Consider the following 25,129-nt stretch of genomic DNA (forward strand, 5'->3'; position numbering starts at 1 on the left):
CCCCCGGATCACGCCGCCAGGCGCGCGGGCGCCGCGCCGCGGTACGCCGCCAGCAATGCGTCGCGCCGCGCCCGCACGCGCTCGACATTGCGTTCCTTCACATGCCCGTAGCCGCGGATCTCCTCGGCCTGGCGCGCCAGGTCCACTGCCTGCGCGTGGTTGCCGGCAGTGAGCGTGCGGGCGAACTCGTCCACCAGCTCGAGGTATTCGGCCGCGAGCGCCCGCTCCATGCGCCGCTCCGCCGTGTAGCCGAACAGATCCAGCGCCGTCCCGCGCACGCGCTTGAGCGGGGCGAGCGCGCGGAACACCCATTTCACCCACGGGCCGAACGCGCGCTTGCGCGGCTTGCCATCAGCGTCGCGCAGACCGAGCACGGGCGGCGCGAGGTAGTAGCGCACGCGATAGTCCCGGCCGGGCTCGCCGGCGAACTGCGCCCGCAGCCGAGCCTCGAAATCCGGATGCAGATGCAGACGTGCCACCTCGTACTCGTCCTTGTAGGCCAGCAGCCGGGCCAGTTGCACCGCCACCACGCGCGTGAGCGGCAGCGCCGCCATCGAGAGCGCGGATTCGCGTGCCCGCAGCGCCTGTAGCGCGGCCAGATAGCGGTTCGCCAGCGCGTCGTCCTGGTAGTCGCGCAGATGCGCCGCCTGACGGCGCACGAGCGCGTCGATGCCCTCCGGCAGCGCCACTACGGTCTCGCGGCGCGGCAGCAGCGCGTCCGGGCCGTGGTGTGCGGCCTGTCGGCCGAGCTCGAGCGCGGCGAGGTTCTTTTCGACCGATACGCCGCTGCGCCGGACCGCGTCGCGCAGGCTCTCGAGGGCCAGCGGCAGCGCGCCGCGCTGCCAGGCAAAGCCGAGCAGCATGGGATTGGCGTAGATCGCGTCGCCCAGCAAGGCCTCGGCGAGTCCGCCGGCGTCGAGCCACTCGCACTGGCCGTCGGTGGCCTGGGCCAGCGCCTGCTCGGCGCTCGCGCCCGGGAAGCGCCAGTCGGGATCGGACAGGAAGGCCGCCGTCGGCGCCGCGGTGCGATTGACCACGGCGCGCGCGCCGTCGGGCCGGATGCGCGAGAGCACCTCCGGCGACGCCGCGACGAGCGCGTCGCAGCCGATGACCAGGTCGGCCTCGCCGAGCGCCACGCGGGTGGCATGCAGGTCCTGCGGCCGCGCCGCGATCTGCACGTGGCTCAGCACGGCGCCGCCTTTCTGCGCGAGGCCCGCCATGTCGAGCGCCGTCACGCCCTTGCCTTCGGCGTGCGCGGCGGCGCCGAGCAAGGCGCCGATCGTGACCACACCGGTCCCGCCCACGCCCGCCACCACGATGCGATAGCCCTGCCCGCCGGCTAGACGCGCCGGCTCGGCAAGCGGCGGCTCCGCCAGCGGCGTGGCGCGTGACGGGGCCTGCGGTTTGCGCGGCGTCGCGCCCTCGGCCATCACGAAGCTCGGGCAGAATCCCTCCACGCAGGAGAAGTCTTTGTTGCACGACGACTGGTTGATCCGCCGCTTGACGCCCAGCGGGGTGTCGATGGGCTCGACCGACAGGCAGTTCGACTTGCTCGAACAATCACCGCAGCCTTCGCACACGGCCTCGTTGATGAAGGCGCGGCGCGCCGGGTCGGGATAGGTGCCGCGCTTGCGCCGGCGGCGCTTTTCGGTGGCGCAGGTCTGGTCGTAGATCAGCACCGTGGTGCCTTCCAGATCGCGCAGCGTGCGCTGTACCGCGTCGAGCTCCTGGCGCGGGTACACAGTCACCGCCGCCGGCAGCAGGCCGGCCGCGTATTTGTCGGGTTCGTCGGTCACCACGACCACCTGCGCCACGCCCTCGGCCAGCGTCTGGGCCGCGATCTGCGGCACCGTCAGCGTGCCGTCGACCGGCTGCCCGCCCGTCATCGCCACGGCGTCGTTATAGAGAATCTTGTACGTGATCCGCGCGCCGGCCGCGACGGCCGCCCGGATGGCCAGGATGCCGGAATGGAAGTACGTCCCGTCGCCCAGGTTGGCGAAGATGTGCTGCTCCTGCGTGAAATCCTTCTGGCCCAGCCACGCCACGCCCTCCCCGCCCATCTGGCTGAAGGTGTCGGTATTGCGGTCCATCCACATGGCCATGTAATGGCAGCCGATGCCGGCCACCGCGCGCGAGCCCTCGGGCACGCGGGTGGAGGTGTTGTGCGGACAGCCCGAGCAGAACCAGGGCTTGCGCTCCTCGATCATCTGCGGCCAGCGGGCATCGCGCTCCTTGGCATCGATCACGGCGAGGCGCGCCGCCACGCGCGCGCGCAGCGCCGGCGGCAGCTCCGCCTTGTCCAGGCGCGCGGCGATGGCGCGGGCGATCAGGGCCGGCGAGAGCTCGTAGCGGCCGGGCAAGAGCCAGTCTCCGCGCGGCGTGGACCACTCCCCGCCGCCGTTGTCGCGCTCGTCGAACTTGCCGTAGACGCGCGGCCGCACATCGTCGCGCCAGTTGTAGAGCTCTTCCTTGAGCGCATATTCGAGGATCTGGCGCTTCTCCTCGACGACCAGGATCTCGTCCAGGCCGGTGGCGAACGCACGCGCATCCTGGGCGTCGAGCGGCCAGATGCAGCCCACTTTCATGAGCCGCAGCCCGATGGCCCGACAGGCGTCGTCGTCGAGCCCGAGGTCGAGCAAGGCCTGGCGCACATCGAGGTAGGCCTTGCCGGCGGTCATGATGCCGAAGCGCGCGCGCGGGCTGTCGATCTCGATGCGGTTGAGCCGGTTGGCCCGCACGTAGGCCAGCGCCGCGTACCACTTGTGATCGAGCAGGCGCGCCTCCTGCGCCAGCGGCGAGTCCGGCCAGCGGATGTTCAGCCCGCCCTCGGGCAAGGCGCCCTCCGGCAGCACGATCGACACCCGGTCCGGCGACACCGACACCGAGGCGCTGGACTCGACCACGTCGGTCACGCACTTCATCGCCACCCAGAGGCCGGTGTACCGGCTCATGGCCCAGCCATGCAGGCCGTAGTCGAGATACTCCTGCACGTTGGCCGGATACAGCACGGGAATGCCGGCGGCGATCAGGACATGCTCCGACTGGTGCGCCACCGACGACGACTTCGCCGCGTGGTCGTCGCCCGCCAGCAGCAGCACACCGCCGTGCGCGGCGGAGCCCGCCGAGTTGGCATGCTTGAGGACGTCGATCGAGCGGTCCACCCCCGGGCCTTTGCCGTACCACATGCCGAACACGCCATCGCGCGTGCCGCCCGGAAACAGGTTCACCTGCTGGCTGCCCCACACGGCGGTGGCCGCGAGGTCTTCGTTCAGGCCCGGCTGAAACACCACGTCGTGCGCGGCCAGATCGGCCTTGGACTTCCACAGGGCCATGTCCAGCCCGCCCAGCGGCGAGCCGCGATAGCCGGAGATGTAGCCGCCGGTGTCGAGCCCCGCCGCCAGATCGCGCTGTTTCTGCAGCAGCGGCAGCCGCACCAGCGCCTGCGTGCCGCTCAGGTACAGGCGGTCCTGCGGCGCCTGCACGGTGTCCAGTTCCGAAAATCGCGGCATATCCATGGTGTTGTCTCCTCGTTGCCGATCTGTTTCGAGGCAGTGTAGGAATCCGCGCGGCTATCGTATATTCACATTTTCTGCTGCCAGGTATCCGAAAAACGCATGAGCAAGGACGTCACCCTGCGCCAGTTGCGCTACTTCGCCGCCGCCGCCCGCACCGGCCGCCTGTCCATGGCCGCCGCCGACGAGCACGTGTCGCAGTCGGCCATCACCAACGCCGTGCTCGCGCTCGAGGCCCAGCTCGGCGTGCGGCTGTTCGACCGGCATCCGCACGGCGTGACGCTCACGCCCGAGGGACATCAGTTTCATCAGCGCGCCCGCGAGGTGCTCGACACGCTGGACGACGCGCTGCGCGAACCCGGCTTTCAGCGCCACGCGCTGAAGGGCTCGGTGCGGATCGCGGCCTCCTACACGGTGCTGGGCTACTTTCTGCCCGAGCTGCTGGCGCGCTTTCGCCGGCGCTATCCCGACGTGGTGCTGGACCTGGTGGACATGGACCGCCCCGAGATCGAGCAGTCCGTGGCGAACGGCGACATGGAGCTGGGCCTGGCCCTGCTGTCGAACACGAGCCGGCGCGAGCGCTTCGGCCATCAGGTGCTGGTGCGTTCGCGGCGCCAGCTCTGGACCGCGGTCGACCATCCGCTCGCCGCCCTGGCCGCGCCCACGTTGGCCGACGTCGCGCGGCATCCGTACATCCTGCTCGACGTGGATGAGGGCGAACGCTCGACGCTCGCCTACTGGCAGGCGCACGGCCAGCGGCCCGACATCGCCTTTCGCACGCGCTCGATGGAGGCGCTGCGGGGTCTGGTGGCGCATGGCTTCGGCGTGACCATTCTGTCGGACATGGTCTATCGCCCGTGGTCGCTCGAGGGCCGCAAGATCGAGGCGCTGCCGGTGGCCGACGCGGTGCCGCCGATGGAGATGGGCCTCATCTGGCATCCGCGCGCGGCGCTCGGCCGGCCCGCGGAGGCCTTCAGGCAGTTCATGATTTACGCCTGCGGGGCGTAGCGCCGCGACGAGGCGTGCGCGTCAACGCCAGGCGCTGCCCACCTGGATGTAAAAGGCGTTTTGGTCTTTGCTGTGCGCCACGTCCACGCCGACCGACAGCCCGAGCTTGCGCGCGATCAGGTAGCGGAAGCCGGCCCCCACGCTCACCACGTTGGAAGCCTCGCTGGCGCTCTTCCAGTTGCCATAGGCCTTGCCTACGCCGGAAAAGCCCAGCAGCGACCAGCGCGGCGTGAGGTTGTAGCGCAGCTCCACCTCGCCCACGAGCACGCTGCGATCCTGATAGCGCCCGCGCGAGACGCCGCGCAGGTCGATGTAGGGCTGGGCATAGAAAGGCACCGTTCCGCTCGTGGTCTGGCCATCGGCGCGCAGGCCGAGATTCCAGCGCGGCGCCACCGGCTGCCAGGTGTAGGCCTTGAGCCGGTAGCTGTCGAAATTCTGGTCGCTGCCCACCCAGCCGCGTGCCCACTGCGCCTCGAGCTCGGCATAGCTGCCGCGCGACGGGAAGAACATGTTGTCGCGGCTGTCGTAATCCACCACGAGGCCCAACTTGCCGATGCGCTTGTCGAGCTGCGCCCCGGAAAGCTCGCTGGCGCGCGCGCCGGTGAAGCGCGTGTCGGAATGCATATAGGTGTAGCGCGGCCCCACGTACCAGCGGCTGTCGCCGATGCGCGCGAGCAGCTGCTGCATGAAGAAGGTGCCCTTGATCTCGTAGCTGCGGGCCTGGTTGGTGATCCCGTAATAGTCGAGGTTCATGCGGCCTTGCGCCAGCGCGCCCAGGTAGCGGTAGCGATCGCCGTCCCAGGTGCGGAAATGAAACAGGCCGCCGCCGCGCGAGCCGTTCTCGGTCATCATGCCGGCCACGCCGGTGATGTTGGGCGGCGCGGGACCGGCGCCGCGCGCCTTGGCCTCGGCACCGGCCTCCGCCATCGACGAGGAGAAGTACAGCAGCATCAGCGCGCCGCCGTAGCCGACCGCGGGCTCGGTGATGATGGCCGGCACCGGCATCACGCCGCGGTGGTTCAGCAGAAAGTCGCTCACATCGAAAGCGCCGTCCTCGGGGTCGCGCAGCGACAGGCCCTCGGCGCCAGCGCCGGCGCTCGCGAGCGCCGCCAGCAGCCACGCCGTGCCCGCCCGCCGCCGCCCGCGGCCCATCCGCGGCAAGCTCATCGCGACTGCCCCCGCAGGAACCAGGCTATGTAAGGGTTGTCGCCCGCCTGGCGCGACAGCGCCACCGCGTCGCGCGCCCACGCTTCGCGGTCGCCGCGATAGGCGGACAGCGCGCTGCGGTAGAACAGATCCAGCGTGACGCGCTCGCGGCGCATGGCGTCGTCGAGCGCGGTGTCACCGCCCTGCAGCGGCGGCGACTCGCGCAGCGCCATCAGTGCGGGCAAGGCGCGCGCGATCTCGCGTGGCCGCACCCAGTCGGCATATTCGATGGCGGGCCGATCGTCCGTGACGGGCGCCGTGTCGGCCGCAAAGCGCGCCAGCCCTTCGCGGCCGGTCACCCAGGTCGCCAGCAATGCCGCCGGGCTGCCCACGCCGACCTCGGCCAGCGCGCTTTGCACCAGCGGCTGCTCGAGGCGCTGCGCGATACGGGCCACGTCCAGCGTCACGGGTTGCAGCGAGCCGACCAGCAGCATCTCGTGCATCTCGGTGGTCCAGAGCGAGGCGTGCGGAAAGACATCCAGAAAGCTCGCCACGAGCGCCTGCGTGTCTTCCACGTTTTGGGTCGGCAGCGGCAGCCATTGCGCCACGATGCCCTGCGGCTCCAGCCGGCTGGCGGCCAGCGCGTAGAAGTCGCGCGAATAGAGATTGACCACGCCGGCGGCCGACGGCGGCGGTGGCTCCAGCGTGATGAGATCGTAGCGCTCCGCGCTGCGCAGCAGCTCGCGGCGGCCATCGCGCAGCCGGATGTCCAGCCCCGGATCCCGGCTCGCGCCGTAGGTGCCCGAGAACATCGGCCCGGCGTCGACCACGGCGGGCAGCAACTCAGCCACCACCCGCCGCTGCAGGCCGGCATAGCGCGACAAGGCGCCGGCCGTGATGCCCGTGCCGTAGCCGATGACCAGCGCCGAGCGCGGCTCGCCGTTGTGGATCACGAGCGGCAGCAGCGCCTGCAGACGCATGTAACGCAGCGAGGGCATGGCATCGCCCGAGTTCGACACGCCCTGGATATACAGGCGGCTGAAGCGCCGTTCGCCCCCCCCGCGCTGCACCACCGCCACCGTGCCACCATGCCCTTCGCGGTAATACACGAGGTCCGCGCCCTGCGCACCGGGCAACAGCCGCGCCAGATGGTCGGGCGGCAGCCAGGCGCCGAGCACGAGCACGGCCGCGCCGAGCGCCAGCGCCCCGCCGCGCGCGGCGCGATGCGCGCCCGGCGCACGCCACACCGCCACGGTGCCCACCGCGCAGGCCAGCAGCGCCAGTAGCGCGAGCGTACGCACCACGCCGAGGCCCGGCAGCAGCACGAAGGCCGTGAGCAAGGTGCCGGCGATGCCGCCGAGCGTGTTGGTGGCCAGCACCGCGCCCGCGGCACGGCCCTCGCCGCCCGCCTGACGCGACACGATGGCCAGCACCGCCGGAAAGGCCGCACCGAGCAAAAAGGTAGGAATCAGGACCACGGCCCCGGCCGCCACGGCGAAGCGTGCGCTCATCCCGGCCAGCCGGCTGTCGCTCGCGCGCAGCACGGTGGCTTCGGCCACGCTCTGCGCATGGACCAGCCATCGTCCGAGCAAGGCCGCTTCCGCGAGCGCGACGGCGCCCGCCAGCGCGATCAGCAGACCGAACACGCGCCATGGATTCCGTGGCTGCCAGCGGGCATACACGGCGGCGCCGGCGGCGAGACCGGCGAGATACACGGCGAGCACCACCGAGAAGGCGAAGGAGCGCGTGCTCATGAACGGCACGATCATCTGCGACCACACGATCTCGTAGCCCAGCGCGAGCGCACCGGCCACGCCGTACAGCACGATGGCCCAGCGCGCGTCGGCGCAGAGCGGCTCGGCCGCCTGCGCTGGCGCGGCGGGCGACGCCTGCGTGCGGGTCAGGGCCAGCGCGCCCAGCGCCGCGAGCAGGTTGAGGCCGGCGGCCACGCAGGCCGTACCCCACACCCCGAACGCGGGAATCAGCAGGAATGCCGGCAGCAGCGCGCCCGCGATGGCGCCCGCCGTGTTGGCGGCGTAGAGCGTGCCGCCGGCGCGCGCGGCGGGTGCGCGTCCGCGCACGGCCTGCAACAGCGCCGGCAAGGTGCCGCCCATCAGAAACGGCGCGGCGCCCACCGCCAGGAACAGCAGCAGCCACGTCAGCGGGCCTTCGTTGGCCGCAAACCACGGCGCGGCCCGCGCCAGCCCGGCCGTCACGCCCAGCCCGAGGATGGCGATGCCCGCTTCGAGCGCGGCATAGAGACCGAGGCCGCCGGCCGCGCGCCGCCAGCGCGCACGGCCACCTGTGCCGGCCACCGTCGCGCCGGCCCGGTCCGACAGCCGGCCGGACACACGGCCCAGCGCAAAACTGCCCAGCGCCAGGCCCAGGAAAAAGGCGCTCACCGCGGTGGCGATGGCATGCACCTCCACCCCCACGATGAGCGATAACTGCTTGATCCAGAGGATCTGATAGATCAGCGAGGCCGCGCCCGAGACCAGCAGCAGCGCCGCGGGCCAGGCCAATCCCGGCACGCGCTCCCCTGCCTGCACCTTCGCCACACCCGCCATCGTTGCCGTGCGCATCGGCGCATCCTCTGTTGAACGATGACCGCGGCAAGCCGCGCCGCGGTCATCCGGTTGGCGCGTGCGCGCTTTACGAGCCGGTCTTGCCCTTCGCCTTGGCCTGCTCTTCGAAGTGCTTCTCCATCGCGCGGTTCACGCGTTCCTGCACCTGATCCACGCTGAAGCTGGCCGGTTTCTGGCTCGGCGGATACTCCATGAAGGTTTCCAGGAATGTGGACGCCTTCATGGTGGCGATGGCGGTCAGGTAGGAATTCTTCGCCAGCCAGTCGTTGTACTGATCCGAGGTGATATCGGCGCGCTCGTAAGGATCCATCCGCAGGTTGAAGATCTTGGGTACCCGCAGGCAGACGAACGGGTCCTGCCAGATGTTGAAATTGCCGGGTGCGCGCTGCTCGCAGAACACCGCCTTCCAGTCGCCCCAACGCATGGCCACCAGCAAGCCATCGTCGTTGAAGTAATAGAAGTCGTCGCGCGCGCTCTTGTCGTTCTTGCCGCGCAGATAGTCCAGCTGGTTGTAGCCATCCAGATGGACCCGGTAGTTCTGCTTGCCGCCCGAGGGTGTCCAGCCCTTGAGCAGGCGCTGCTTGATGTCGGTATCGCCCACGGCGGCCAGCAGCGTCGGGAACCAGTCCAGCCCGGAGACCATGCCGGTCTTCACCTGCCCGGCCGGGAATTGCCCCGGCCAGCGCACCATCGCCGGCACCCGGAACGCGCCTTCCCAGTTCGAGTCCTTCTCGCTGCGGAACGGCGTGGTGGCGGCATCGGGCCAGGTGAACTGGTTCGGCCCGTTGTCGGTCGTGTAGACCACGATGGTGTTGTCGGCGATCCCCATGTCGTCGAGCTTCTTGAGGAGCTTGCCCACGTCCTGGTCGTGCTCCCACATGCCGTCGGCGTAGTCGTTGCCCGGCATGCCGCTCTTGCCACGGTGTTCGGGCCGGATGTGGGTGTAGATGTGCATGCGCGTCGTGTTCATCCACACGAAGAACGGCTGCTCGCCCTTGCCGTGCTTGTCGATGTAGTCGATGGCCGCACCCACCGTCTCGTCATCGATCGTTTCCATGCGCTTGGCCGTCAGCGCCCCGGTGTCTTCGACCTTGCCGTCCGCCGTTGCCTTGATCACGCCGCGCGGAGAAAAGTTCTTGACGTAGGGGTCGTTGGGATCTTTGGGCCAGTACGGACGCTCCGGCTCTTCCTCGGCATTGAGGTGATACAGGTTGCCGAAAAACTGATCGAAGCCGTGCCGGGTCGGCAGATACTCGTCTTTGTCGCCGAGGTGATTCTTGCCGAACTGGGCCGTCACGTAGCCCTGCGACTTGAGCGCCTGGGCAATCGTGATGTCGCCCGCCTGCAGGCCCACCGAGGCGCCCGGCGCACCCACCTTCGAGAGCCCGGTGCGCAGCGGTGTCTGCCCGGTGATGAACGACGAGCGCCCGGCCGTGCAGCTGTTCTCCGCGTAGTAGTCGGTGAACATCACCCCTTCCTTGGCGATCCGGTCGATGTTGGGCGTGCGATAGCCCACGACCCCGTGCGTGTAGGCGCTGATGTTCGCCTGCCCCACGTCATCGCCGAAGATCACCAGGATGTTCGGTTTCTTGCTCGCGGCGCCGGCCGCGGGTGGCGGGGAGGTACTCCCCGCCGTCTGTGCGTGCGCGCCGCTGGCGAGCGCGAGCCCGCCCGCCGCGAGCAGCATGCTGCCCATCCACTGTCTGACTTTCATGACTGCCTCTCCTTTGCCCCGCGGGCATACTTGCAACAATCACTGCGTTTCAAACACGTAAATCCGGCTCCATTCCGTCTTCATATCCACCACCGTCCAACCGCGCTGGCGGGCTTCGTCCAGGGCCTTGTCGAGCCGGCCGATGTGCGACTGCCGGTCGTAGGCCCATTCGCGTTGCGCATCCGTGTGGTGCACCAGCCCCGCGAAACGCTTGCCGCTGCCGGCCGCGGTCCACTGCAGCATCTGCAGATCGCCGTCCGAGTTGCCGAAGGCCAGCAACGGGCGCCGCCCGATGTAGCGATTGATGGCCACCGGTTTGCCGGGGCCGTCGTCGTTGAACTCGAGCTTGGGCGTGCGCAGCAGCACCGGCCCGTCGGCGCGCATCTCGTACTGCGTCACGAAGCTGCTGCCCACCACCTGCTCGGGCGGAATGCCGTACACCTTCTGCGCGAACACCCGCATGAAATCGCCATCGCCGCCCGACACGATGAATGTCTTGAACTCGTGCCGGCGCAGGTAGTCCAGCAGCTCCCGCATCGGGGCATAGGCCATGGCCGTGTAGGGCTGGCCAGTGCGCGGATGGCGCGCGGACTCGGTCCAGCTGGCGACTCGCTGGCCGAACTCCTCGACGCTGATGCCCGTATGGGTAGCGGCCACGATCGGCAGCAGGCCCTTCTCCCCCTGTTTGAGGAGCGCGGCCTGGTCGTTGTCGAGCACCGCGCGGAACGGCTGCTGTGTGCGCCACTGCGGGTGCGCCGGCGCCAGCGTGCGCACTTCGTCCAGCGCGAACTGCAGCTGGAAGTACACCGGCTGCTCCGCCCAGAGCGTGCCGTCGTTGTCGAACACCGCGACGCGATCGGCCGGCGCGACATAGTCCGGACCGGTGGTCGTGACGGTGCGGACGAACTCGAGAATCGCGCTGCGTGAGGGGCCGTCCTTCCACGAGGGCAATGCCGACTCGGGCGTATCGGAGGGCATCGACCCGCAGGCGGCGAGCAGCAACAACAGCGGCAGCACCGCATGACGCACGGCGCGGCGCAGGCTTTGTCGGAATCTGGCAATCATGGTGTGTGAACCTCTTCGCGGATGATGTCGGAGTTCAGGGCGCGCAGGCGGCCTGGCGCATCGGAACGCCCCGCGCGCAGCATGCGCCGCCAGCGGCCGGCGTGACCGGCGAGCGCCCGCCACGACGATCCGGCGTTATCGCCGTACAGGCCGGCGGCCAGTTGCCGCGCCGCGTCGCGCTCGGCGTCGGGAAGCCGACGCGCGAGATCGGCCAGGCTCGGGGCGCCGCCCGCGCGCGCCATCCAGGCGTAGAGCCGATCCCGTCGGGGCACGCCGCCGCGCAATGCGGCGCGCAGACGGCGCCACGCGCGCGTCTCCGACGCCTGCCAGTCGTCCCATGCCTGGCGGCCCGCCGCCTTCAGCGCGCTCGCACGGCGGCGCAGCCACGGCAGCAGCATCCAGCCCAACGCGAGCAGGAGCACCGCGGCGCCCACGCCCCACAGGATGGCCTGCGAGATCCGCAGGTTGCGGCCGAGTCGGGCCAGGTCGTCCGCCACCGGGAACGGGCTGGCGCCGGCGGGCGCCGGGGCCACCTCGAACCGCTGCCCCGGCAAGGTCAGCGCCTGGTCGCGGCCCGAGGCCGCGTCGGCCCAGTGCAGCGTGAGCGGCGGCAAGGCCAGCGAGCCGGCCTGCTCGGCCACGTAGTCGGCGCGATCGACGCGCACGCCGCCCGTGAAGCCGCCGGCGGCATCGCGCAGGGTCCGCACTTCGGGTTCGCGCGGGTAGCGCCGAAACCCCGGCGCATCGCCCAGCGTCACGGGCGGGATCAGCATGGCCTGGGCGCCCGGAGCCTGCTGCGTCACGCTGCGCGTGATGCGGCCGCCCGCCGTCAGCGAGGCCGACGACGCCTCGAAGGACTGCGTGGCTTGCAGGCTCTGCACGGCCAGCGTGGCGGTCTGTCCGCCCTTCACCTCCAGCGCGAGCGGCGCCGTGCTGGCCTGTACGGGACTCGTGGACTGTCCCATCTGCGCGCTCACCACCAGCGCCGGAATGCGCAGCGTGCCGCCCTGGGTCGGCGTGATTTCGTAGCGGTAGCGCAGGCCGCTGAGCGCGATGCCGTTTTCCTGCAGATGCAGGATCTGTGCCCGTCCGCTGGGCGCGGCGACGAGCGCGCCGGGCAGGTCCAGCGTCGGCAAAGTGGGCGGCTGCGTGAACCACGTGGACGTGAGCACGTCGAGTTGCAGCGTCAGCGTCGCGCCGGCCGTGACCGGTCCCGCCTGATCCAGCGTTGCCCGGACCCGTAACAGGGGGCGATCGGCGGCCGCCGGCGTCGCGGAGCCGGACCCAGCCCCGGCACCGGCCCCCCCGGACGGCGCAGCCGCGGCGGGCATTCCCGCCTGCGCCCATGCCGAGCCCGGCAACTGCGCGGCAAGACCCGCGAACAGGCCGCTCACGACGACCAGCCAGATCCGCCGGGCGAAGCGAGCCCGGGCGCGCGTCGGGTCAGGCGCCGAGGATCGCATCATGGCGCCGCTCCCGGACGCGCGTCCTCGGCCGCAAAGCGTGTGCGCAGAAACTGCGCGGGCGACAGCGTCAGGTTGCGCAGCCACGCCTCATCGGACATGGCCTGTCCGGGGACCACCGCCTTGGCCTGCCCCTGGCTCGCGCTTGGATCGGCCACGGTCTGGTCGGGTGTCTCCGCGCCCTGCCCGGTGTCTTCCTGCTGCATCGCCGCTACCAGCGCGTCCACGATGCGCAGGTTGAACGCCGCCTCCTGCCAGTCGGGTCGCAATGTCAGCGCCTGCCGATACGCCTGCCGTGCCGCGTCGTAGTGATGCAGCTTCACCTGTGTGTTGCCCTGGTAAAAATAGCCTTCCGGTGTGCGCAGCTGCGCGAACGCCGCCAAAGCGCGCGGGTAGTCGCCCACGTCGTAAGCCGCACGGCCCCGGCGATACGGGTCCGCGAACAGCTGAGCGGCCTCGGTGCCCTGACCGCGATCCAGCGCCCGCTGGCCCTGCTGGTCCCGCGTAAAGAAGGCGTCCGCCAGCGGCCCCGCCTGCGCCGGCGCCGGCAGGCTCAACGGCAGAACGACGGCCCACGCCGCCGCCCACGCCACACCCCAGCCGCGCCGCACGCAGGCCAGCGCCAGCAAGGCCAACGGCACGCAGAGCCAGTAGCCTGCATCCTTCCATTGCGGCGCCGCCTCGTCCTGCACCGCCGCGTAATGCCGCTGCGCATGGGCCTGGACCCAGGCGATGTCCTTGCCATCGGCGCTCAGGCTGCCCAAAGGCGCATGCAGCCGCGCAGCCATGGCGCGCAGCGCACCCGCGTCGAACGCATCGGTGACGGCCGCGCCCCGCGCATCCAGCAGCGGACGCCCCTGGCCGTCGAGCACCGCGCCGACGTTGCGCTGACCCACCGCGAGCACCAGCACCTGTATGTCGTCTGGCGGGCCGGTGAGCGGCTCCGATGGCGCGGCGTCGGTCACGAGCAGCAGCGTCCCTCCGGCGCCGTCGGAAGCCAGCAGGCGCGCGGCGAGCGCGACCGCGCCGCTCACATCGCGCCCCGCCGAAGTGATCAGATCCGTGCCGAGCGCATCGATGAAGACGCCGAGCACGCTCGCGTCGCCGGTAGGCGGCAGCACCACGTGCGCGGTGCCGGCATAGACCACCAGGCCGGTGCGGGCACCCGGCCGGGCCGCCACCAGATCCCGCAGTTTGTGCCGCACGGCCTCGAGCCGCGTCGGCACCACGTCATTGGCTTGCATCGACGGCGCCAGATCGACCGCCACAACCAGCGGCGCCATGTCATCCAGAAAATCGGGCCGATCATGCTGCCACGCCGGCCCGGCCGCCGCGATGCCGCCCAGTGCCAGCAGCAGCGCGAGCAGATCGATCGGGCGCGGTCCGCGGCTGGAAGCATGACGCACGAGCAAATGCGGCAGCAAGGCCGGCGCGATGGCGCCGCGCCAGCGCGCCAGCCCGTGACGCCGCCGCCAGATCCAGGCCAGCAGCACGGCCAGCGGCACCAGCAGCAGCCAGGCTGGCCGCAGAAAGTGAAAGGCGCTCAGGTCGAGGTCCATGCGCCCTCCTCTTCCTGGGCGCTGCGCCGCGGCGCGCCCGCGAAGGCCGCGACGATGTGCCACGCGGCCAGCAACAGCAACGCCGCGCCCAACGGTACCCAGTAATAGTCATGGCGCGTCTGATGCTTGAGCACCTGCACGGTGTGCGGCGTCATCCGGTCCAGCGTGGCGTACACCTGTTCGAGCGCGGCGCGATCGGCGGCCGAGTGGAAGGTGCCGCCGGTCGTGTCGGCGATCGCACGCAGCGTATCGAAGTCGACTTTGTCTTCGCCGGTCGCGCCGGGGTCGCCGATGCCGATCGTGTGCACCGTGATGTGCTGCGCGGCCGCCAGCGCCGCGGCGCGGTCGGGCGGCACCACGCTGCCCGTGTCGTTGCCGTCGGTCAGCAGGATCACCAGCTTGTCCTGTTCGGGCGCGGCCTGCAGCAGCCTGATCGACAGGCCGATCGCATCGCCGATTGCCGTGTGCGGGCCCGCCATGCCCGCCCGGGTGGCGTCGAGCAGGTAGCTCAACGTGCCGTGGTCCATGGTGGGCGGCGCCTGCGGGTAGGCGGCCGATCCGAACACGATGAGGCCCAGGCGATCCTGCGGCCGGCGCCGCACGAAATCGGCCACCACGGCCTTGACCGCATCGAGCCGCGACTGGGCCCGCCCCTCGGCATCGCGGAAATCGCGCGCCTCCATCGACTGCGAGAGATCCACCGCCAGCAGGATGTCGCGCAGCGGCTGCTGCCGGGTCTGCGGCGGATCCACCACCTGAGGGCGGGCGAGCGCCAGCACGAGCAGCAGCCACACGGCGGCATTGAGCCAGCGCTGACCCGAGGCCACCCGCGGCCGCGCTGGATCCGCGCCGGTCACGCGCGCCACGTCGTCGAAGAACGGAATCCGCAACGCGCCGCCCGAGTCGGCATAGCGCGGCAGCGCATACCACGCGAGCAGACCCAGCAGGGCCAGCGCCAGCAGCCAGGGATGTTCAAGCTGCCACATGATGGCGCTCCATCCATTGCCGGCTGGCCGTGAACAGCGTGCGCAGTGGCGCGGCATCGCGCCCGCGCCAATGAGCCGGCGGTGCGTAGGCGAGCTCCCGCAGCAGCGCGGCGCTGCCCGGCGGAAACACGGCCGCCTGGGTATTCAGATAATCGAGCCAGGCGTCGCCCGCGAGGCCGGCGACACGCTTGCGTTCGCGCGCCGGCAAGGCCGCCAGCGCCGTGCGCTTGAGCAAGGCCGGCAGGCCCGCGGCCACGGCCGGATCCGACTGGGCGCGCCGCTCGAGGCGCGCGAGCTCGGCCAGCGCCTCGCGCCGATAGCGGTTGCGCCGGTGCCGCCGCAGGGCCACGAAAGCCCAGCCAGCGGCGGCGACGCAGAGCAGCCCCGCCAGCGCGGCCCAGCCCCAGGTCTGAGGCCAGAGGCTCACCGGCGGCAGCGCAGGCAGCTCGCGCAGCTGATCGAGCGACGGCGGCGCGGCGGTCATGCGGCCTCCCGGCGCGGTGCGTCCTGCAGCAGACCCAGCGCGCGCCGCAACTGCGGCAAGGCGGCGTCGTCACTGCCAATGGGCAGCACCGGCACGCGCGCGGCGCGCAGTATGTCGCTCACGCCGCTCAGGCGCTGGCTGAAAAAGTCGGCCAGCGGCCGATGCGTACGCGCCTGGGCCAGGCTCAGATCGAGTTGTACCTCTCCCTGCGACACGCGCACGCGCCCGCCCCGAGGCAAGCGCTGGGCGAGCGGGTCGTACACGAGCATGGCGATCACGTCGTTGTGCGCGCGCAGCCGCCGCAGCTCGCTTTCCGTTTGAACGCCGGCCCCCGCGAAATCGCTGATCACGACGATCAGGCAATCGTGCGGCGCCTGGCCGCGCGCGGTGCGCAGCGCCGTGTCGAGCACGCCGGCCGCGTCGCGCGCGCGTTGCTGCGCCGACAGCGCGGCATTGGCGTTCGCCACCCGCCCCAGCAGCGCCTGCACGCCCGCGCGGCTGCGCAGCGGCCGCAAGGTCTGCACGCCCTCATCGGTCATCACCGCGCCGCCGACGCGGTCGCCCGCGCGCAGCGCAGCCCAGGCGCACAACGCGGCCAGCTCGGCCGCGATCACCGATTTGAAAAAGCGCACCGAGCCGAAGAACATGCTCATGCGCTGGTCGATCAGAAGCACGACCGGCCGGTCGCGTTCCTCCGAATACACCCGCACGAAAGGCTTGCCCAGGCGCAGCGACGCGCGGGCGTCGAGCTGGCGCAGGTCGTCGCCCGGCAGATAGCGGCGAAGCTCCACGAAATCCAGCCCGCGCCCGCGCAGCCGCGACCCGTGCGGACCCGCGAGCACACTGCCCGCGCGCTGCCGGGCCGACAACGACAGCCCGCGCGCCGCCGGCTCGAGCGCCATCAGCGCACGCAGCGAGACATGGGCGGGATCGGGGGCGGTCGTCATGACATCAGGCCGGCAAGGCCACCACGTCGAGCAGGCGATCGATCACGCGGTCGGCCCTCACGTCCTGCGCAATGGCGTCGTACGACAGATGCAGCCGATGCCGCAACACGGCATGCGCCACCGCGCGTACGGCGTCGGGCGTGCTGTAGGCGGCGCCCTCGAGCCAGGCGTGCGCGCGCGCTGCCTTGTCGAGCGCGATGGCGCCACGCGGGCTCGCGCCCACCGCGATCCAGCCGGCAAGCTCGGTATCGGCCGGATGCCGGGTGGCGTTGACCAGGTCGACCACGTAACGATCGACCGCGGCGGCGACCGGCAGAGCCGCCACCTCCGCGCGGCAGGCGAACAGATCCTCCTGGCTCAGCGAGACCGGCGCGGCGGTTGGGCCCGCAACCGGCTCGGCGGCCGCTCGCGCGCCCGGCGCGTCGCCGCGCAGCATGGCCAGCATCGCCATCTCGTCGTCCGGCCCGGGGTAGTCGAGCCGCACCTTCATCAGGAAGCGGTCCATCTGCGCTTCGGGCAAGGGATAGGTTCCCTCCTGCTCGATCGGATTCTGCGTGGCCAGCACCATGAAGAGCGCCGGCATCGCCCGCGTGACGCCGCCCACGGTCACCTGCCGCTCCTCCATGGCTTCGAGCAGCGCCGACTGCACTTTCGCGGGCGCCCGATTGATCTCGTCGGCCAGGATCAGGTTGCCGAACAGCGGCCCGGGCTGAAACGCGATGCGATGCCCGCCCGCCGCCTCGGGCTGCAGCACGTCGGCGCCGGTAATGTCGGCCGGCAGCAGGTCCGGCGTGAACTGGATGCGGCGCATGTCGCCCGCAAGGTGCGCCGCCAGCGCCTTGACCATGCGGGTCTTGGCGAGTCCGGGCAGGCTTTCGAGCAACACGTGCCCGTCGGCCAGCAGCGCCAGCAGCACATGGCGGATCGCCGCCGCCTGCCCCAGCACCACCTGCCCCATGACCTGCTCGAGCGCCAGAATCTCCGTGCGAGATGCCATATCTGCTTTTCCCGGAATGCATGGTGGCCGGCCCGCGCGGGGCCGGCGCAAAGCGATCGTGTCAGCGGCTGGCGAGTGCGCCCTGGCGGGCGCGGGCCACTTTCCATTGCTCGGACGTCATCACCGTGCGAAAGCCCAGGTGCGACATGCCGTTGAGCGGGTCCGTGCCGCGGCGGGCGCTGGCGCGGTAACTGATACAGTAGGTGTCGCTACACAGGAAGGAGCCGCCGCGCGTGACACGCTTGGGCGCGGATGCCGGCACGTTGCCGTCGTCGGGGTCGAAACTCTGCGTGGGGCCGGCCGGATCGAGCGGCGGCTGGCGATACTGTGCCTGCGCCTGGAAGGCGTCGACGCGATACCAGTCGGCCGTCCACTGCCAGACGTTGCCCGCCATGTCGTACAGCCCGTAGCCGTTGGCCGCATAGGCGCCGACCGGCGTCGTGCCGACCTGCACCTTCTCGTCTTTCACGACCGGAAACGGTTGGGCCTGGCGCGTGTCCCAGATGTTGGCCATGGCCTGGCCCTGCGGCATGGGCTCGTTACCCCAGCTGTAGGTGGCCTGCTCGAGCCCGCCGCGCGCGGCGTACTCCCACTCCGCCTCGGTGGGCAGACGCTTGCCGGCCCAGCGGGCGTATGCCTGCGCATCGTCGTACGACACCTGCACGACGGGATGATCGTCCTTGCCCTCGATCGAGCTGCCGGGTCCGTTCGGATGGCGCCAGTTCGCGCCCGGGACGAAGCGCCACCAGCGGCTGTAGTCGCGCAGCGACACTTCGCTTTCCGTGCCGACGAATACCATGCCGCCGGGCACCAGCAGGCTGTCGTCGGGCCGCGGCGTGCCCGCGGGGAGCTGCGGTTGCAGATCTTCCCAGCGCGGCTTCTGTTCCGCGGTGGTGCGATACCCGGTCGCGTCGACGAAGCGGCGGAACTCGGCATTGGTGACGTGATGCACGTCCATCCAGAAGCCGCTCACTCGCACGGTATGCGCGGGGCGCTCGTTGGGCTGCGACATCTTGTGATCGTTGCCCATCAGAAACGGGCCGCCTTCGATCCACGCCATGCCGGCAGGGCCGGCCTTGCCGTCGCCAAGCTTCACCACCGGCGAGTGGGGCGTGGCGCCCTGGTGGCTGGCATAGGCGCCTATTGCGATGGCCGCGAGCAGCGCCGCGGTGAAACCCAGACCGACCTTCAACTTTTGCTTCATGCCTTCTCCACATCTGCTACTGACAGCAATGCCTTGCGGCGTGGTAAAGCGATGACGAATCAAGCAGGATCGTGCGGTAACAACGCAGACTTCGCGGTTCAAAGCCTGCGCTCAAGATAATAAAAACGCTAATAAATTTCTAGAGGGTTTTCGATATTTTTGTGAATATTTTCTTGACCGTCGAAATTTTGTGAGGGCACACTAAGCAGCAATCGGGGCCTGTCCGCGCCCGCTCGAATTTTTGCGAATCCGTACCCGTTTGGAGTCGACGTGAATTTTCCGCAGCGTGGTGTTTCGCTTCTGTCGTTGCTGCTGTTTTCGGGCGCGGCCCATGCCACCGAGGGTGCGCTGGGCCGGCAGGTTACCGGGGCGGTGGTCCAGCCGAACATCGGCATCGTGTCGCCCGAGCCCATCACCGTCATCAATTTGAGCGAGCTCTATTTCGACGGCAAGATAAAGGGCGGCCGCGAGACCCCGGTGGGCGGCAACACGACGCTGGGCCTCGACGGTCAGGTGGCGTTCACGCTGGCCACGCTGATGAAGACCTGGGACACGGGCGAAGGCCGCTGGAACTTCGCCTCCAGCATCACCGTGCCGTATGTCTGGACCAAGGTGTCGGCCACGCTGACCGGCCCACGCGGCGCCAGCGGCAAGACGAGCGACACCGCGTCGAACCTGTTCGACCTGTATTTCACGCCCGTGATTGCCGGGTATCACTTCTCGAAAACCCAGCACATGGCGCTCAGCCTGAATATCTGGGCGCCGACCGGCAAATACGACCAGAACAATCTTGCCAATCCCAGCCTCAATAACTGGACCTTCGTGCCGCAGGTGGCCTACACCGGCATCTTTCCGGATTCGGGCATGCAACTGGATGCGGTGGCTAACGTGCAGTTTTATACACGTAACAGTGCCACCGATTATCGCAACGCGCCCATTTTCGGCCTCGACGTGATGGGCCGGAAAATGTTCGGCAATGGCGTGGGCCTCGGGCTGGTGGCCGGCACCCAGATCCAACTGGGCGACGACAAAGGTCCGACCGCCGACCGGCTCGACGGCTTTCGCGGCCACGACTTCGCGCTCGGCCCGATCGTCACATACGACCGCAAGCTCAGCGACAAGCGATCGCTCTCGCTCAGCCTGCGCTGGGTGCCCACGGTCGCCAGCACGCGCCGTCTCGACAGCGACGCAACCGTGATGGCGAGCGCGGCCCTGCTCTTCTGATTCCGCTCCGCTCGGGAGGTGTCCGAATGACTTGCCCAGATGCCGGCGTGCCCCGCGCCCGATGCGCCTTGCGCCCGACGCTGATTCGCTGCGCCACGCTCTTCGTGCTCACGGCGGGCGCGGCGCAGGCGCAGACGCAACCGGCGACGTCCGTGATGGAGATGGCGGCGCCCGAGTCGGCCGCGCTGGACCCCGGCACCCTCGCCGCGTTGGACGCCATGGGCCGCGCCCTGCGTGCGCTGCCGGCCTTTCGCGTGGACGCCGTTTCGTCAACCGACGCGGTTCTGGACACCGGGCAGAACGTGGCCATGCTGCACCAGACACAGCTGGACGTGCGCCGGCCCGATCGCGCGCGGGCCCGCGTGCGCGGCAATGGCCCGGAGCGTGGCATGGTCTACGACGGTAGCCGCTTCACGCTTTACACCGCGGGCGGCAACGGCGCTCAGGGCTATTACGGCACGGTGGCGGCGCCGCCGGATCTGAACGCGCTCGTGGACACCCTGGCCACGCGCTACGGCATCGAGCTGCCGCTCGCCGATCTCTTCTATTGGGGCCGCTCGCCGGACGACGTGCGGCAGCTGGTGTCCGCCGAGCGCATCGGCCTGGACCGCATCGGGCCGCACTGGTGCCATCACTATGCCCTGCGGCAACCCGGCGTCGATTGGGAGGTCTGGCTGCAGGCCGGCGCGCGGCCGCTGCCGTGCCGCCTCGTGCTGACCGACACCTCGCTGGTGTCGCGGCCGCGCCATCAGGTCGACTACACCTGGACGCTGTCGCCGACGTTCTCCGCCGAGCATTTCCGCTTCCGCCCCGAGGCCGGCGCGCGGGCCGTGCCGATCGAAACGCCTCCCGCCCCGCCGACCCAGGGAGCCACGCCATGAAGCCCATTTTGATGCTGTGCGCGGCCAGCCTGTCCGGCAGCCTGCTCGCCGCCGATGCGTGGGCATTTCGGGTCGTGGGCGGCGCGCGCAGCAGCCTGCACGGGCCTGGCGGCTTTCACCACTTCGAAGGCGGCGGTCCGCCGCACTTCCAGGGCGGCGGACGCTACGCTGGCGCCGGTGCGCCGCAAGGCGGGTTCTCGCCCGCGCCGAACGGACATCGTCCTTCGTTCGATGGCGGCGGACCGCCCGGCCCGCGCCCGATGCCCGGGCCCGGGCCGGGTCCCCATCCGGGACCGCATCCCGGTCCCAACCCAGGGCCCGATCCCGGCCCCAACCCCGGCCCCCATCCTGGACCGCACCCCGGCCCGCACCCCGGCCCTCATCCCGAACCCGGACCCGCACCGGGACCGGGACCGGGACCGGGACCGGGACCGGGACCGCACCCCGGGCCAGGGCCAGGGCCAGGACCGGGCCCTCACCCTGCGCCGCCCGGCCCTCCCCCCGGCCCGCACCCCGGTCCACCCGCACCACCGCCTCCCGGCCCGCCGCCCGGACCGGGCCCCCGTCCGCCTGGCCCCCCGCCCGCTCCGTACTATCCACCCCCTCCGCCGCCGTACTACTGGGGCGGGGGCTGGTACGACCCCGTGGCCGTGGGCGTCGCCGTCGGGGTCACCACGCTCGCGATCGGCGCGCTGGTCGCGTCCTTGCCGCCCAACTGCACCAGCGTGCAGGTCAACGGCATCGCCTATCAGCAGTGCGGGTCGACCTGGTATCAGCCGGTGTACGCCGGCACCACGGTGCAGTTCAAGGTGGTGGCGGCCCCGCGCTAGGCCGATCCGGGGCGGGTGCCGGCACGCGCTCGTCCCGCGATCCAGCGATGTTCGATCCGAATCGGGTATACTCCCCCCCTGTATGCAAGAACGCCCGAGCGTCACCTTATGCCCCACTCACCCGAAGAGAAAAAACGTGTCCTGACACGCGTGCGCCGCATCCGCGGCCAATGCGATGCGCTGGAGCGTGCGCTCGAGGCCGGCGCCGATTGCGGTCCGGTCCTGCAGCAGATCGCGGCCATCCGCGGCGCGATCAACGGGCTGATGTCGGAAGTGCTCGAGTCGCATATCCGCGAAGACCTCGGCAGTCCGGCCGTCTCGCAGGCTCAGCACGACGAGCGCGTGCAGGATCTGCTCGGGCTGGTCCGCGCCTATCTCAAATGAACGACCGCGCCGCGGCCGCCTTGCCGGCAGCCGTGGCCATCTTTACGGAGCTCCACCCATGAAATCCCGCGCCGCAGTCGCTTTTGCCGCAGGCCAGCCCCTGCAGATCGTCGAGATCGACGTCGAACCGCCCCGCAAGGGCGAAGTCCTGATCAAGATCACGCACACCGGTGTGTGCCACACCGACGCCTTCACGCTGTCGGGTGAAGATCCCGAGGGTCTGTTCCCGGTCGTGCTGGGCCACGAAGGCGCCGGCATCGTCGTCGAAGTGGGCGAAGGCGTAACCAGCGTGCGCCCCGGCGATCACGTCATTCCGCTCTACACCGCCGAGTGCGGCGAGTGCCTGTTCTGCAAGTCGGGCAAGACCAACCTGTGCGTGGCCGTGCGCGCGACCCAGGGCAAGGGCGTGATGCCCGACGGCACCACCCGCTTCTCGTACAACGGCCAACCCATCTATCACTACATGGGCTGCTCGACGTTCAGCGAATACACCGTGGTGGCCGAGGTCTCGCTCGCCAAGATCAACCCCGACGCGAACCCCGAACACGTGTGCCTGCTGGGCTGCGGCGTCACGACCGGCATCGGCGCCGTGCACAACACCGCCAAGGTCCAGGAAGGCGACTCGGTCGCGGTGTTCGGTCTGGGCGGCATCGGTCTGGCCGTGATCCAGGGTGCGCGCCAGGCCAAGGCCGGCCGCATCATCGCCGTCGACACCAACCCCGAGAAGTTCGGCCTGGCCAAGGTGTTCGGCGCGACCGACTGCATCAACCCCAAAGACTACGACAAGCCCATCCAGCAAGTGATCGTCGAAATGACCGAATGGGGCGTGGACCACTCGTTCGAGTGCATCGGCAACGTAAACGTCATGCGTGCCGCGCTCGAATGCGCGCACCGCGGCTGGGGTCAGTCGGTCGTGATCGGCGTGGCCGGCGCGGGCCAGGAGATTTCCACCCGTCCGTTCCAGCTCGTCACCGGCCGCCGCTGGCTCGGCACCGCCTTCGGTGGCGTCAAGGGCCGCAGCCAGCTGCCGGGCATGGTCGAAGACGCGATGGCGGGCAAGATCGAGCTCGAGCCGTTCGTCACGCATACGATGGATCTCGAAAAGATCAACGAGGCATTCGACCTGATGCACGACGGCAAGTCGATCCGCAGCGTGGTGCACTACGCATAACGCGCTGCCCGGCGCGTGCGGGCTCAGGCGCGCACACCACGGCTCGCCCCGACGGCCCGCTACGGCGGGCCGTTTTCGTTCGGGCGCACGCCCATCCGGGCTCGCTATCCGGCTGCCCGATGCGATTGCGATCTCGGAATTCGCCTGCCCCGCCGCGTTAGTCGTGGGTCTGCCCGGCCAGCGGCGTTGCCAGCATGCCCGGCCGTTGTGCCATCCATGCATACCACTGCGCCAGCGCGGGCCGGCCCGCAAGGCAGTCCAGCACATCCCGAAACAGCAGCCAGCTGATCGAGGTGGCAAGCGCCACGTCGCCGATATCGGGACGCGCCTGCACATACACCTCACTCTCGGCGGCGTCGCACGCCTGGGCGATTTTCTCGCGTTGCGCCTCGCGCATCACGGCCCATCGCAGCGCTTCGGGGCGCCGCTCCTGCTCCCAGCGCACCGCGATGCCGGCGTCCGCCATGCCCTGTGCCAGCGCCTGCAGCCGCAGAGCGCGCCAGCGAGCGGGGCCCGGCGGCGGGATCAGCGTCGGGCCATCGTGCAGGCCGTCCAGGTATTCGCAGATCACGTTCGAGTCATACAGCACGAAACCGGCGGGGCCGAGCAGCACCGGCACCTTGCCCAGCGGATTGAGCGCGTGCACGTCGGGATTGCGCCGTGTCGGGCTGGTTTCGTGGTGCACCACGCCGATGCGATCCGCCAGACCGAGCTCGTGCGCGGCCACCAGCACCTTGCGGGCGTAGGGAGAATGCGTCTGGTAGAGCAGCGTATAGCCGGCAAGCGGCGGGGCCTCGGAAAGCCCCGGCCGCGGGGAGGATGAGGACGAGTCGTGGGACAGAACGGCGGACATGCGGTCTCCGTAGCGTGGCTGAGCCGGCGGCGCCGGGCAAGCTTCCATGCTACTGTCGCGCCGTGCGGCCAAGCCGCGCATTGAGCGGCATACACGCAGATCGACATCGCCAACCACCGCCACCGCGCGGCCCTCCTCTCACCGCCCAGTTTCGCCATGACCCTCGACGATTTCGACCGCCGCATTCTCGATCTGCTCCAGCAAGACGCGCTGCTGCCCGCCGAACGCATCGGCGCCGACGTCGGCCTCTCGGCATCGGCCGTTCAGCGCCGTATCGCGCGGCTCAGGTCGGACGGCGTGATCACCGCGACCGTCGCGCAGGTCGAAGCGCGCGCGCTGGGGCGGCCACTCACGCTCATCGTCGACGTGGAGCTCGAACGCGAAAGGCCCGAGCTGATGGCCGCGTTCAAGCAATGGATCGAGGCCGAGCCCGCGATCCAGGAAGCCTGGTACGTGACAGGCGACGGCGACTACGTGCTGGTCGTGACCGCGCGCGACGTCGAGCACTACGACACGCTGATGCAACAGCTGGTTGCGCACAATGCCAACATCCGGCGCTTTCGCACCCGCGTGGCGCTCAACACGCTCAAGCGCGGTCAGCGTGTGCCCGCCGCGCTGCCATGACGCTGTTCCGCCGTCTCACCTGGAGCCTGTTTCTCATGACCTCGACCACCGCCACCCCGGGCCTCGCCGCCGAATCCTACGAAGCGGGCCAGCTCTGGCACTACCACACGCGCCCGGGCGAAGAAGCGTCGCGCGTGCTGATCAATCTGATCGAGCCGCACGCCAAGCTCGGCAAGATGATCCACATCAGCGTGCTCGACGTCCAGGTGAAAAATCCCCACGCGCCTGATGGCGTGACGCGCGAACTGCCGCACTTCCCGGTGTCCGAAGAAACGCTGCGCAAGAGCCTGACCACGCTGGTCGGCCGGCGCGACATCCTGGCCGACTACCGCGAGGGATACGAGGTCTGGAAGGAAGCCTTCGACGCCGGCAAGGCCGGGATCTTCACGATCAGCGTGGCCGAGGTCGTGGATGTGATCGAACGCGCCGCCAATCAATAAGGGGCTCGCGCGGGTGACACGAGCTTCGCAGCGGCGAGGCCGCGACGAACGC

General features: G+C 70.2%; 21 protein-coding genes. 8 read left to right on the forward strand and 13 right to left on the reverse strand.

Annotated features, from left to right (window positions below; translation table 11 throughout):
* Positions 1-8: 8 nt before the first annotated feature.
* Positions 9-3,515 carry an indolepyruvate ferredoxin oxidoreductase family protein gene (locus CAL25_RS10870; RefSeq protein WP_094799973.1) on the reverse strand — a complete coding sequence of 1,169 codons (3,507 nt, stop codon included), beginning with the start codon at positions 3,513-3,515 and terminating at the stop codon, positions 9-11.
* A 99-nt stretch (positions 3,516-3,614) separates the two neighbouring features.
* On the opposite strand from CAL25_RS10870, the gene CAL25_RS10875 reads away from it, so the two are divergent.
* Positions 3,615-4,520 (forward strand): LysR substrate-binding domain-containing protein, encoded by a 906-nt coding sequence (locus tag CAL25_RS10875; protein ID WP_094799974.1) that lies wholly within the window; start codon positions 3,615-3,617, stop codon positions 4,518-4,520.
* 21 nt (positions 4,521-4,541) lie between these two features.
* Here the strand turns inward: CAL25_RS10875 and CAL25_RS10880 are convergent, their stop codons facing one another.
* The 11 genes from CAL25_RS10880 to CAL25_RS10930 form a co-directional block, all read right to left on the reverse strand.
* Positions 4,542-5,687, reverse strand: coding sequence for a BamA/TamA family outer membrane protein (locus CAL25_RS10880; protein ID WP_212590896.1), 1,146 nt, complete (start codon positions 5,685-5,687; stop codon positions 4,542-4,544).
* Positions 5,684-8,248, reverse strand: coding sequence for a fused MFS/spermidine synthase (locus CAL25_RS10885; RefSeq protein WP_141217916.1), 2,565 nt, complete (start codon positions 8,246-8,248; stop codon positions 5,684-5,686). Before CAL25_RS10885 ends, CAL25_RS10880 begins: the two co-directional genes overlap by 4 nt.
* Before the next feature lie 70 nt (positions 8,249-8,318).
* The gene (locus CAL25_RS10890) at positions 8,319-9,965 is read right to left on the reverse strand and encodes an arylsulfatase (protein WP_094799975.1); all 1,647 of its coding nucleotides are present in this window, start codon (positions 9,963-9,965) and stop codon (positions 8,319-8,321) included.
* A gap of 39 nt (positions 9,966-10,004) precedes the next feature.
* Positions 10,005-11,030, reverse strand: coding sequence for an HAD family hydrolase (locus tag CAL25_RS10895; RefSeq protein WP_094799976.1), 1,026 nt, complete (start codon positions 11,028-11,030; stop codon positions 10,005-10,007).
* Positions 11,027-12,496, reverse strand: a complete 1,470-nt coding sequence (locus CAL25_RS10900) for a BatD family protein (protein ID WP_094799977.1) — start codon at positions 12,494-12,496, stop codon at positions 11,027-11,029. The genes CAL25_RS10895 and CAL25_RS10900 overlap by 4 nt, the downstream gene beginning before the upstream one ends.
* Positions 12,493-14,052, reverse strand: a complete 1,560-nt coding sequence (locus CAL25_RS10905) for a VWA domain-containing protein (protein ID WP_094799978.1) — start codon at positions 14,050-14,052, stop codon at positions 12,493-12,495. The genes CAL25_RS10900 and CAL25_RS10905 overlap by 4 nt, the downstream gene beginning before the upstream one ends.
* Positions 14,037-15,038: a VWA domain-containing protein gene (locus CAL25_RS10910; protein WP_094799979.1), complete on the reverse strand. Its 1,002-nt coding sequence runs from the start codon at positions 15,036-15,038 to the stop codon at positions 14,037-14,039. Before CAL25_RS10910 ends, CAL25_RS10905 begins: the two co-directional genes overlap by 16 nt.
* Positions 15,025-15,522, reverse strand: coding sequence for a DUF4381 domain-containing protein (locus CAL25_RS10915; RefSeq protein ID WP_094799980.1), 498 nt, complete (start codon positions 15,520-15,522; stop codon positions 15,025-15,027). The genes CAL25_RS10910 and CAL25_RS10915 overlap by 14 nt, the downstream gene beginning before the upstream one ends.
* Positions 15,519-16,469 carry a DUF58 domain-containing protein gene (locus CAL25_RS10920; RefSeq protein WP_094799981.1) on the reverse strand — a complete coding sequence of 317 codons (951 nt, stop codon included), beginning with the start codon at positions 16,467-16,469 and terminating at the stop codon, positions 15,519-15,521. Before CAL25_RS10920 ends, CAL25_RS10915 begins: the two co-directional genes overlap by 4 nt.
* Before the next feature lie 4 nt (positions 16,470-16,473).
* Positions 16,474-17,466 (reverse strand): AAA family ATPase, encoded by a 993-nt coding sequence (locus CAL25_RS10925; protein ID WP_094799982.1) that lies wholly within the window; start codon positions 17,464-17,466, stop codon positions 16,474-16,476.
* A 61-nt stretch (positions 17,467-17,527) separates the two neighbouring features.
* Positions 17,528-18,670: a formylglycine-generating enzyme family protein gene (locus tag CAL25_RS10930; RefSeq protein WP_094799983.1), complete on the reverse strand. Its 1,143-nt coding sequence runs from the start codon at positions 18,668-18,670 to the stop codon at positions 17,528-17,530.
* Between the two features lie 270 nt (positions 18,671-18,940).
* Here CAL25_RS10930 and CAL25_RS10935 point away from each other — a divergent pair, with 270 nt between their 5' ends.
* From CAL25_RS10935 to CAL25_RS10965, 5 genes are all read left to right on the forward strand, one after another.
* Complete coding sequence (locus CAL25_RS10935) at positions 18,941-19,894, forward strand: SphA family protein (RefSeq protein ID WP_094799984.1); 954 nt, start codon at positions 18,941-18,943, stop codon at positions 19,892-19,894.
* Between the two features lie 26 nt (positions 19,895-19,920).
* A complete protein-coding gene (locus CAL25_RS10940) occupies positions 19,921-20,775 on the forward strand; it encodes a DUF2092 domain-containing protein (protein ID WP_094799985.1) in 855 nt (284 codons plus the stop codon).
* A gap of 260 nt (positions 20,776-21,035) precedes the next feature.
* Entirely contained in the window at positions 21,036-21,605 is a 570-nt protein-coding gene (locus CAL25_RS24545) for a DUF6515 family protein (protein WP_349290549.1), read from the forward strand.
* 108 nt (positions 21,606-21,713) lie between these two features.
* Positions 21,714-21,989 (forward strand): formaldehyde-responsive transcriptional repressor FrmR, encoded by a 276-nt coding sequence (gene frmR, locus CAL25_RS10960; protein ID WP_094799987.1) that lies wholly within the window; start codon positions 21,714-21,716, stop codon positions 21,987-21,989.
* A 58-nt stretch (positions 21,990-22,047) separates the two neighbouring features.
* Positions 22,048-23,160, forward strand: coding sequence for an S-(hydroxymethyl)glutathione dehydrogenase/class III alcohol dehydrogenase (locus tag CAL25_RS10965; protein ID WP_094799988.1), 1,113 nt, complete (start codon positions 22,048-22,050; stop codon positions 23,158-23,160).
* Positions 23,161-23,317: 157 nt separating this feature from the next.
* Here the strand turns inward: CAL25_RS10965 and CAL25_RS10970 are convergent, their stop codons facing one another.
* Positions 23,318-24,013 carry a glutathione S-transferase family protein gene (locus CAL25_RS10970; RefSeq protein WP_094799989.1) on the reverse strand — a complete coding sequence of 232 codons (696 nt, stop codon included), beginning with the start codon at positions 24,011-24,013 and terminating at the stop codon, positions 23,318-23,320.
* A gap of 156 nt (positions 24,014-24,169) precedes the next feature.
* Between CAL25_RS10970 and CAL25_RS10975 the strand changes: the two genes are divergently transcribed.
* Together CAL25_RS10975 and CAL25_RS10980 are read left to right on the forward strand one after the other, a co-directional pair.
* The gene (locus CAL25_RS10975; protein WP_094799990.1) at positions 24,170-24,637 is read left to right on the forward strand and encodes an Lrp/AsnC family transcriptional regulator; all 468 of its coding nucleotides are present in this window, start codon (positions 24,170-24,172) and stop codon (positions 24,635-24,637) included.
* Entirely contained in the window at positions 24,634-25,077 is a 444-nt protein-coding gene (locus CAL25_RS10980; protein WP_212590897.1) for a hypothetical protein, read from the forward strand. Before CAL25_RS10975 ends, CAL25_RS10980 begins: the two co-directional genes overlap by 4 nt.
* The last annotated feature ends 52 nt before the right edge of the window (positions 25,078-25,129 follow it).

This window comes from Bordetella genomosp. 5 (assembly GCF_002261315.1).
Lineage (GTDB): Bacteria > Pseudomonadota > Gammaproteobacteria > Burkholderiales > Burkholderiaceae_B > Bordetella.

Coding starts and splice junctions, on each gene's coding strand:
- CAL25_RS10870 (WP_094799973.1), bottom strand. CDS start 3,515: ATGGATATGCCGCGATTTTCGGAACTGGACACCGTGCAGGCGCCGCAG.
- CAL25_RS10875 (WP_094799974.1), top strand. CDS start 3,615: ATGAGCAAGGACGTCACCCTGCGCCAGTTGCGCTACTTCGCCGCCGCC.
- CAL25_RS10880 (WP_212590896.1), bottom strand. CDS start 5,687: ATGAGCTTGCCGCGGATGGGCCGCGGGCGGCGGCGGGCGGGCACGGCG.
- CAL25_RS10885 (WP_141217916.1), bottom strand. CDS start 8,248: ATGCGCACGGCAACGATGGCGGGTGTGGCGAAGGTGCAGGCAGGGGAG.
- CAL25_RS10890 (WP_094799975.1), bottom strand. CDS start 9,965: ATGAAAGTCAGACAGTGGATGGGCAGCATGCTGCTCGCGGCGGGCGGG.
- CAL25_RS10895 (WP_094799976.1), bottom strand. CDS start 11,030: ATGATTGCCAGATTCCGACAAAGCCTGCGCCGCGCCGTGCGTCATGCG.
- CAL25_RS10900 (WP_094799977.1), bottom strand. CDS start 12,496: ATGATGCGATCCTCGGCGCCTGACCCGACGCGCGCCCGGGCTCGCTTC.
- CAL25_RS10905 (WP_094799978.1), bottom strand. CDS start 14,052: ATGGACCTCGACCTGAGCGCCTTTCACTTTCTGCGGCCAGCCTGGCTG.
- CAL25_RS10910 (WP_094799979.1), bottom strand. CDS start 15,038: ATGTGGCAGCTTGAACATCCCTGGCTGCTGGCGCTGGCCCTGCTGGGT.
- CAL25_RS10915 (WP_094799980.1), bottom strand. CDS start 15,522: ATGACCGCCGCGCCGCCGTCGCTCGATCAGCTGCGCGAGCTGCCTGCG.
- CAL25_RS10920 (WP_094799981.1), bottom strand. CDS start 16,469: ATGACGACCGCCCCCGATCCCGCCCATGTCTCGCTGCGTGCGCTGATG.
- CAL25_RS10925 (WP_094799982.1), bottom strand. CDS start 17,466: ATGGCATCTCGCACGGAGATTCTGGCGCTCGAGCAGGTCATGGGGCAG.
- CAL25_RS10930 (WP_094799983.1), bottom strand. CDS start 18,670: ATGAAGCAAAAGTTGAAGGTCGGTCTGGGTTTCACCGCGGCGCTGCTC.
- CAL25_RS10940 (WP_094799985.1), top strand. CDS start 19,921: ATGACTTGCCCAGATGCCGGCGTGCCCCGCGCCCGATGCGCCTTGCGC.
- CAL25_RS24545 (WP_349290549.1), top strand. CDS start 21,036: ATGCCCGGGCCCGGGCCGGGTCCCCATCCGGGACCGCATCCCGGTCCC.
- frmR (WP_094799987.1), top strand. CDS start 21,714: ATGCCCCACTCACCCGAAGAGAAAAAACGTGTCCTGACACGCGTGCGC.
- CAL25_RS10965 (WP_094799988.1), top strand. CDS start 22,048: ATGAAATCCCGCGCCGCAGTCGCTTTTGCCGCAGGCCAGCCCCTGCAG.
- CAL25_RS10970 (WP_094799989.1), bottom strand. CDS start 24,013: ATGTCCGCCGTTCTGTCCCACGACTCGTCCTCATCCTCCCCGCGGCCG.
- CAL25_RS10975 (WP_094799990.1), top strand. CDS start 24,170: ATGACCCTCGACGATTTCGACCGCCGCATTCTCGATCTGCTCCAGCAA.
- CAL25_RS10980 (WP_212590897.1), top strand. CDS start 24,634: ATGACGCTGTTCCGCCGTCTCACCTGGAGCCTGTTTCTCATGACCTCG.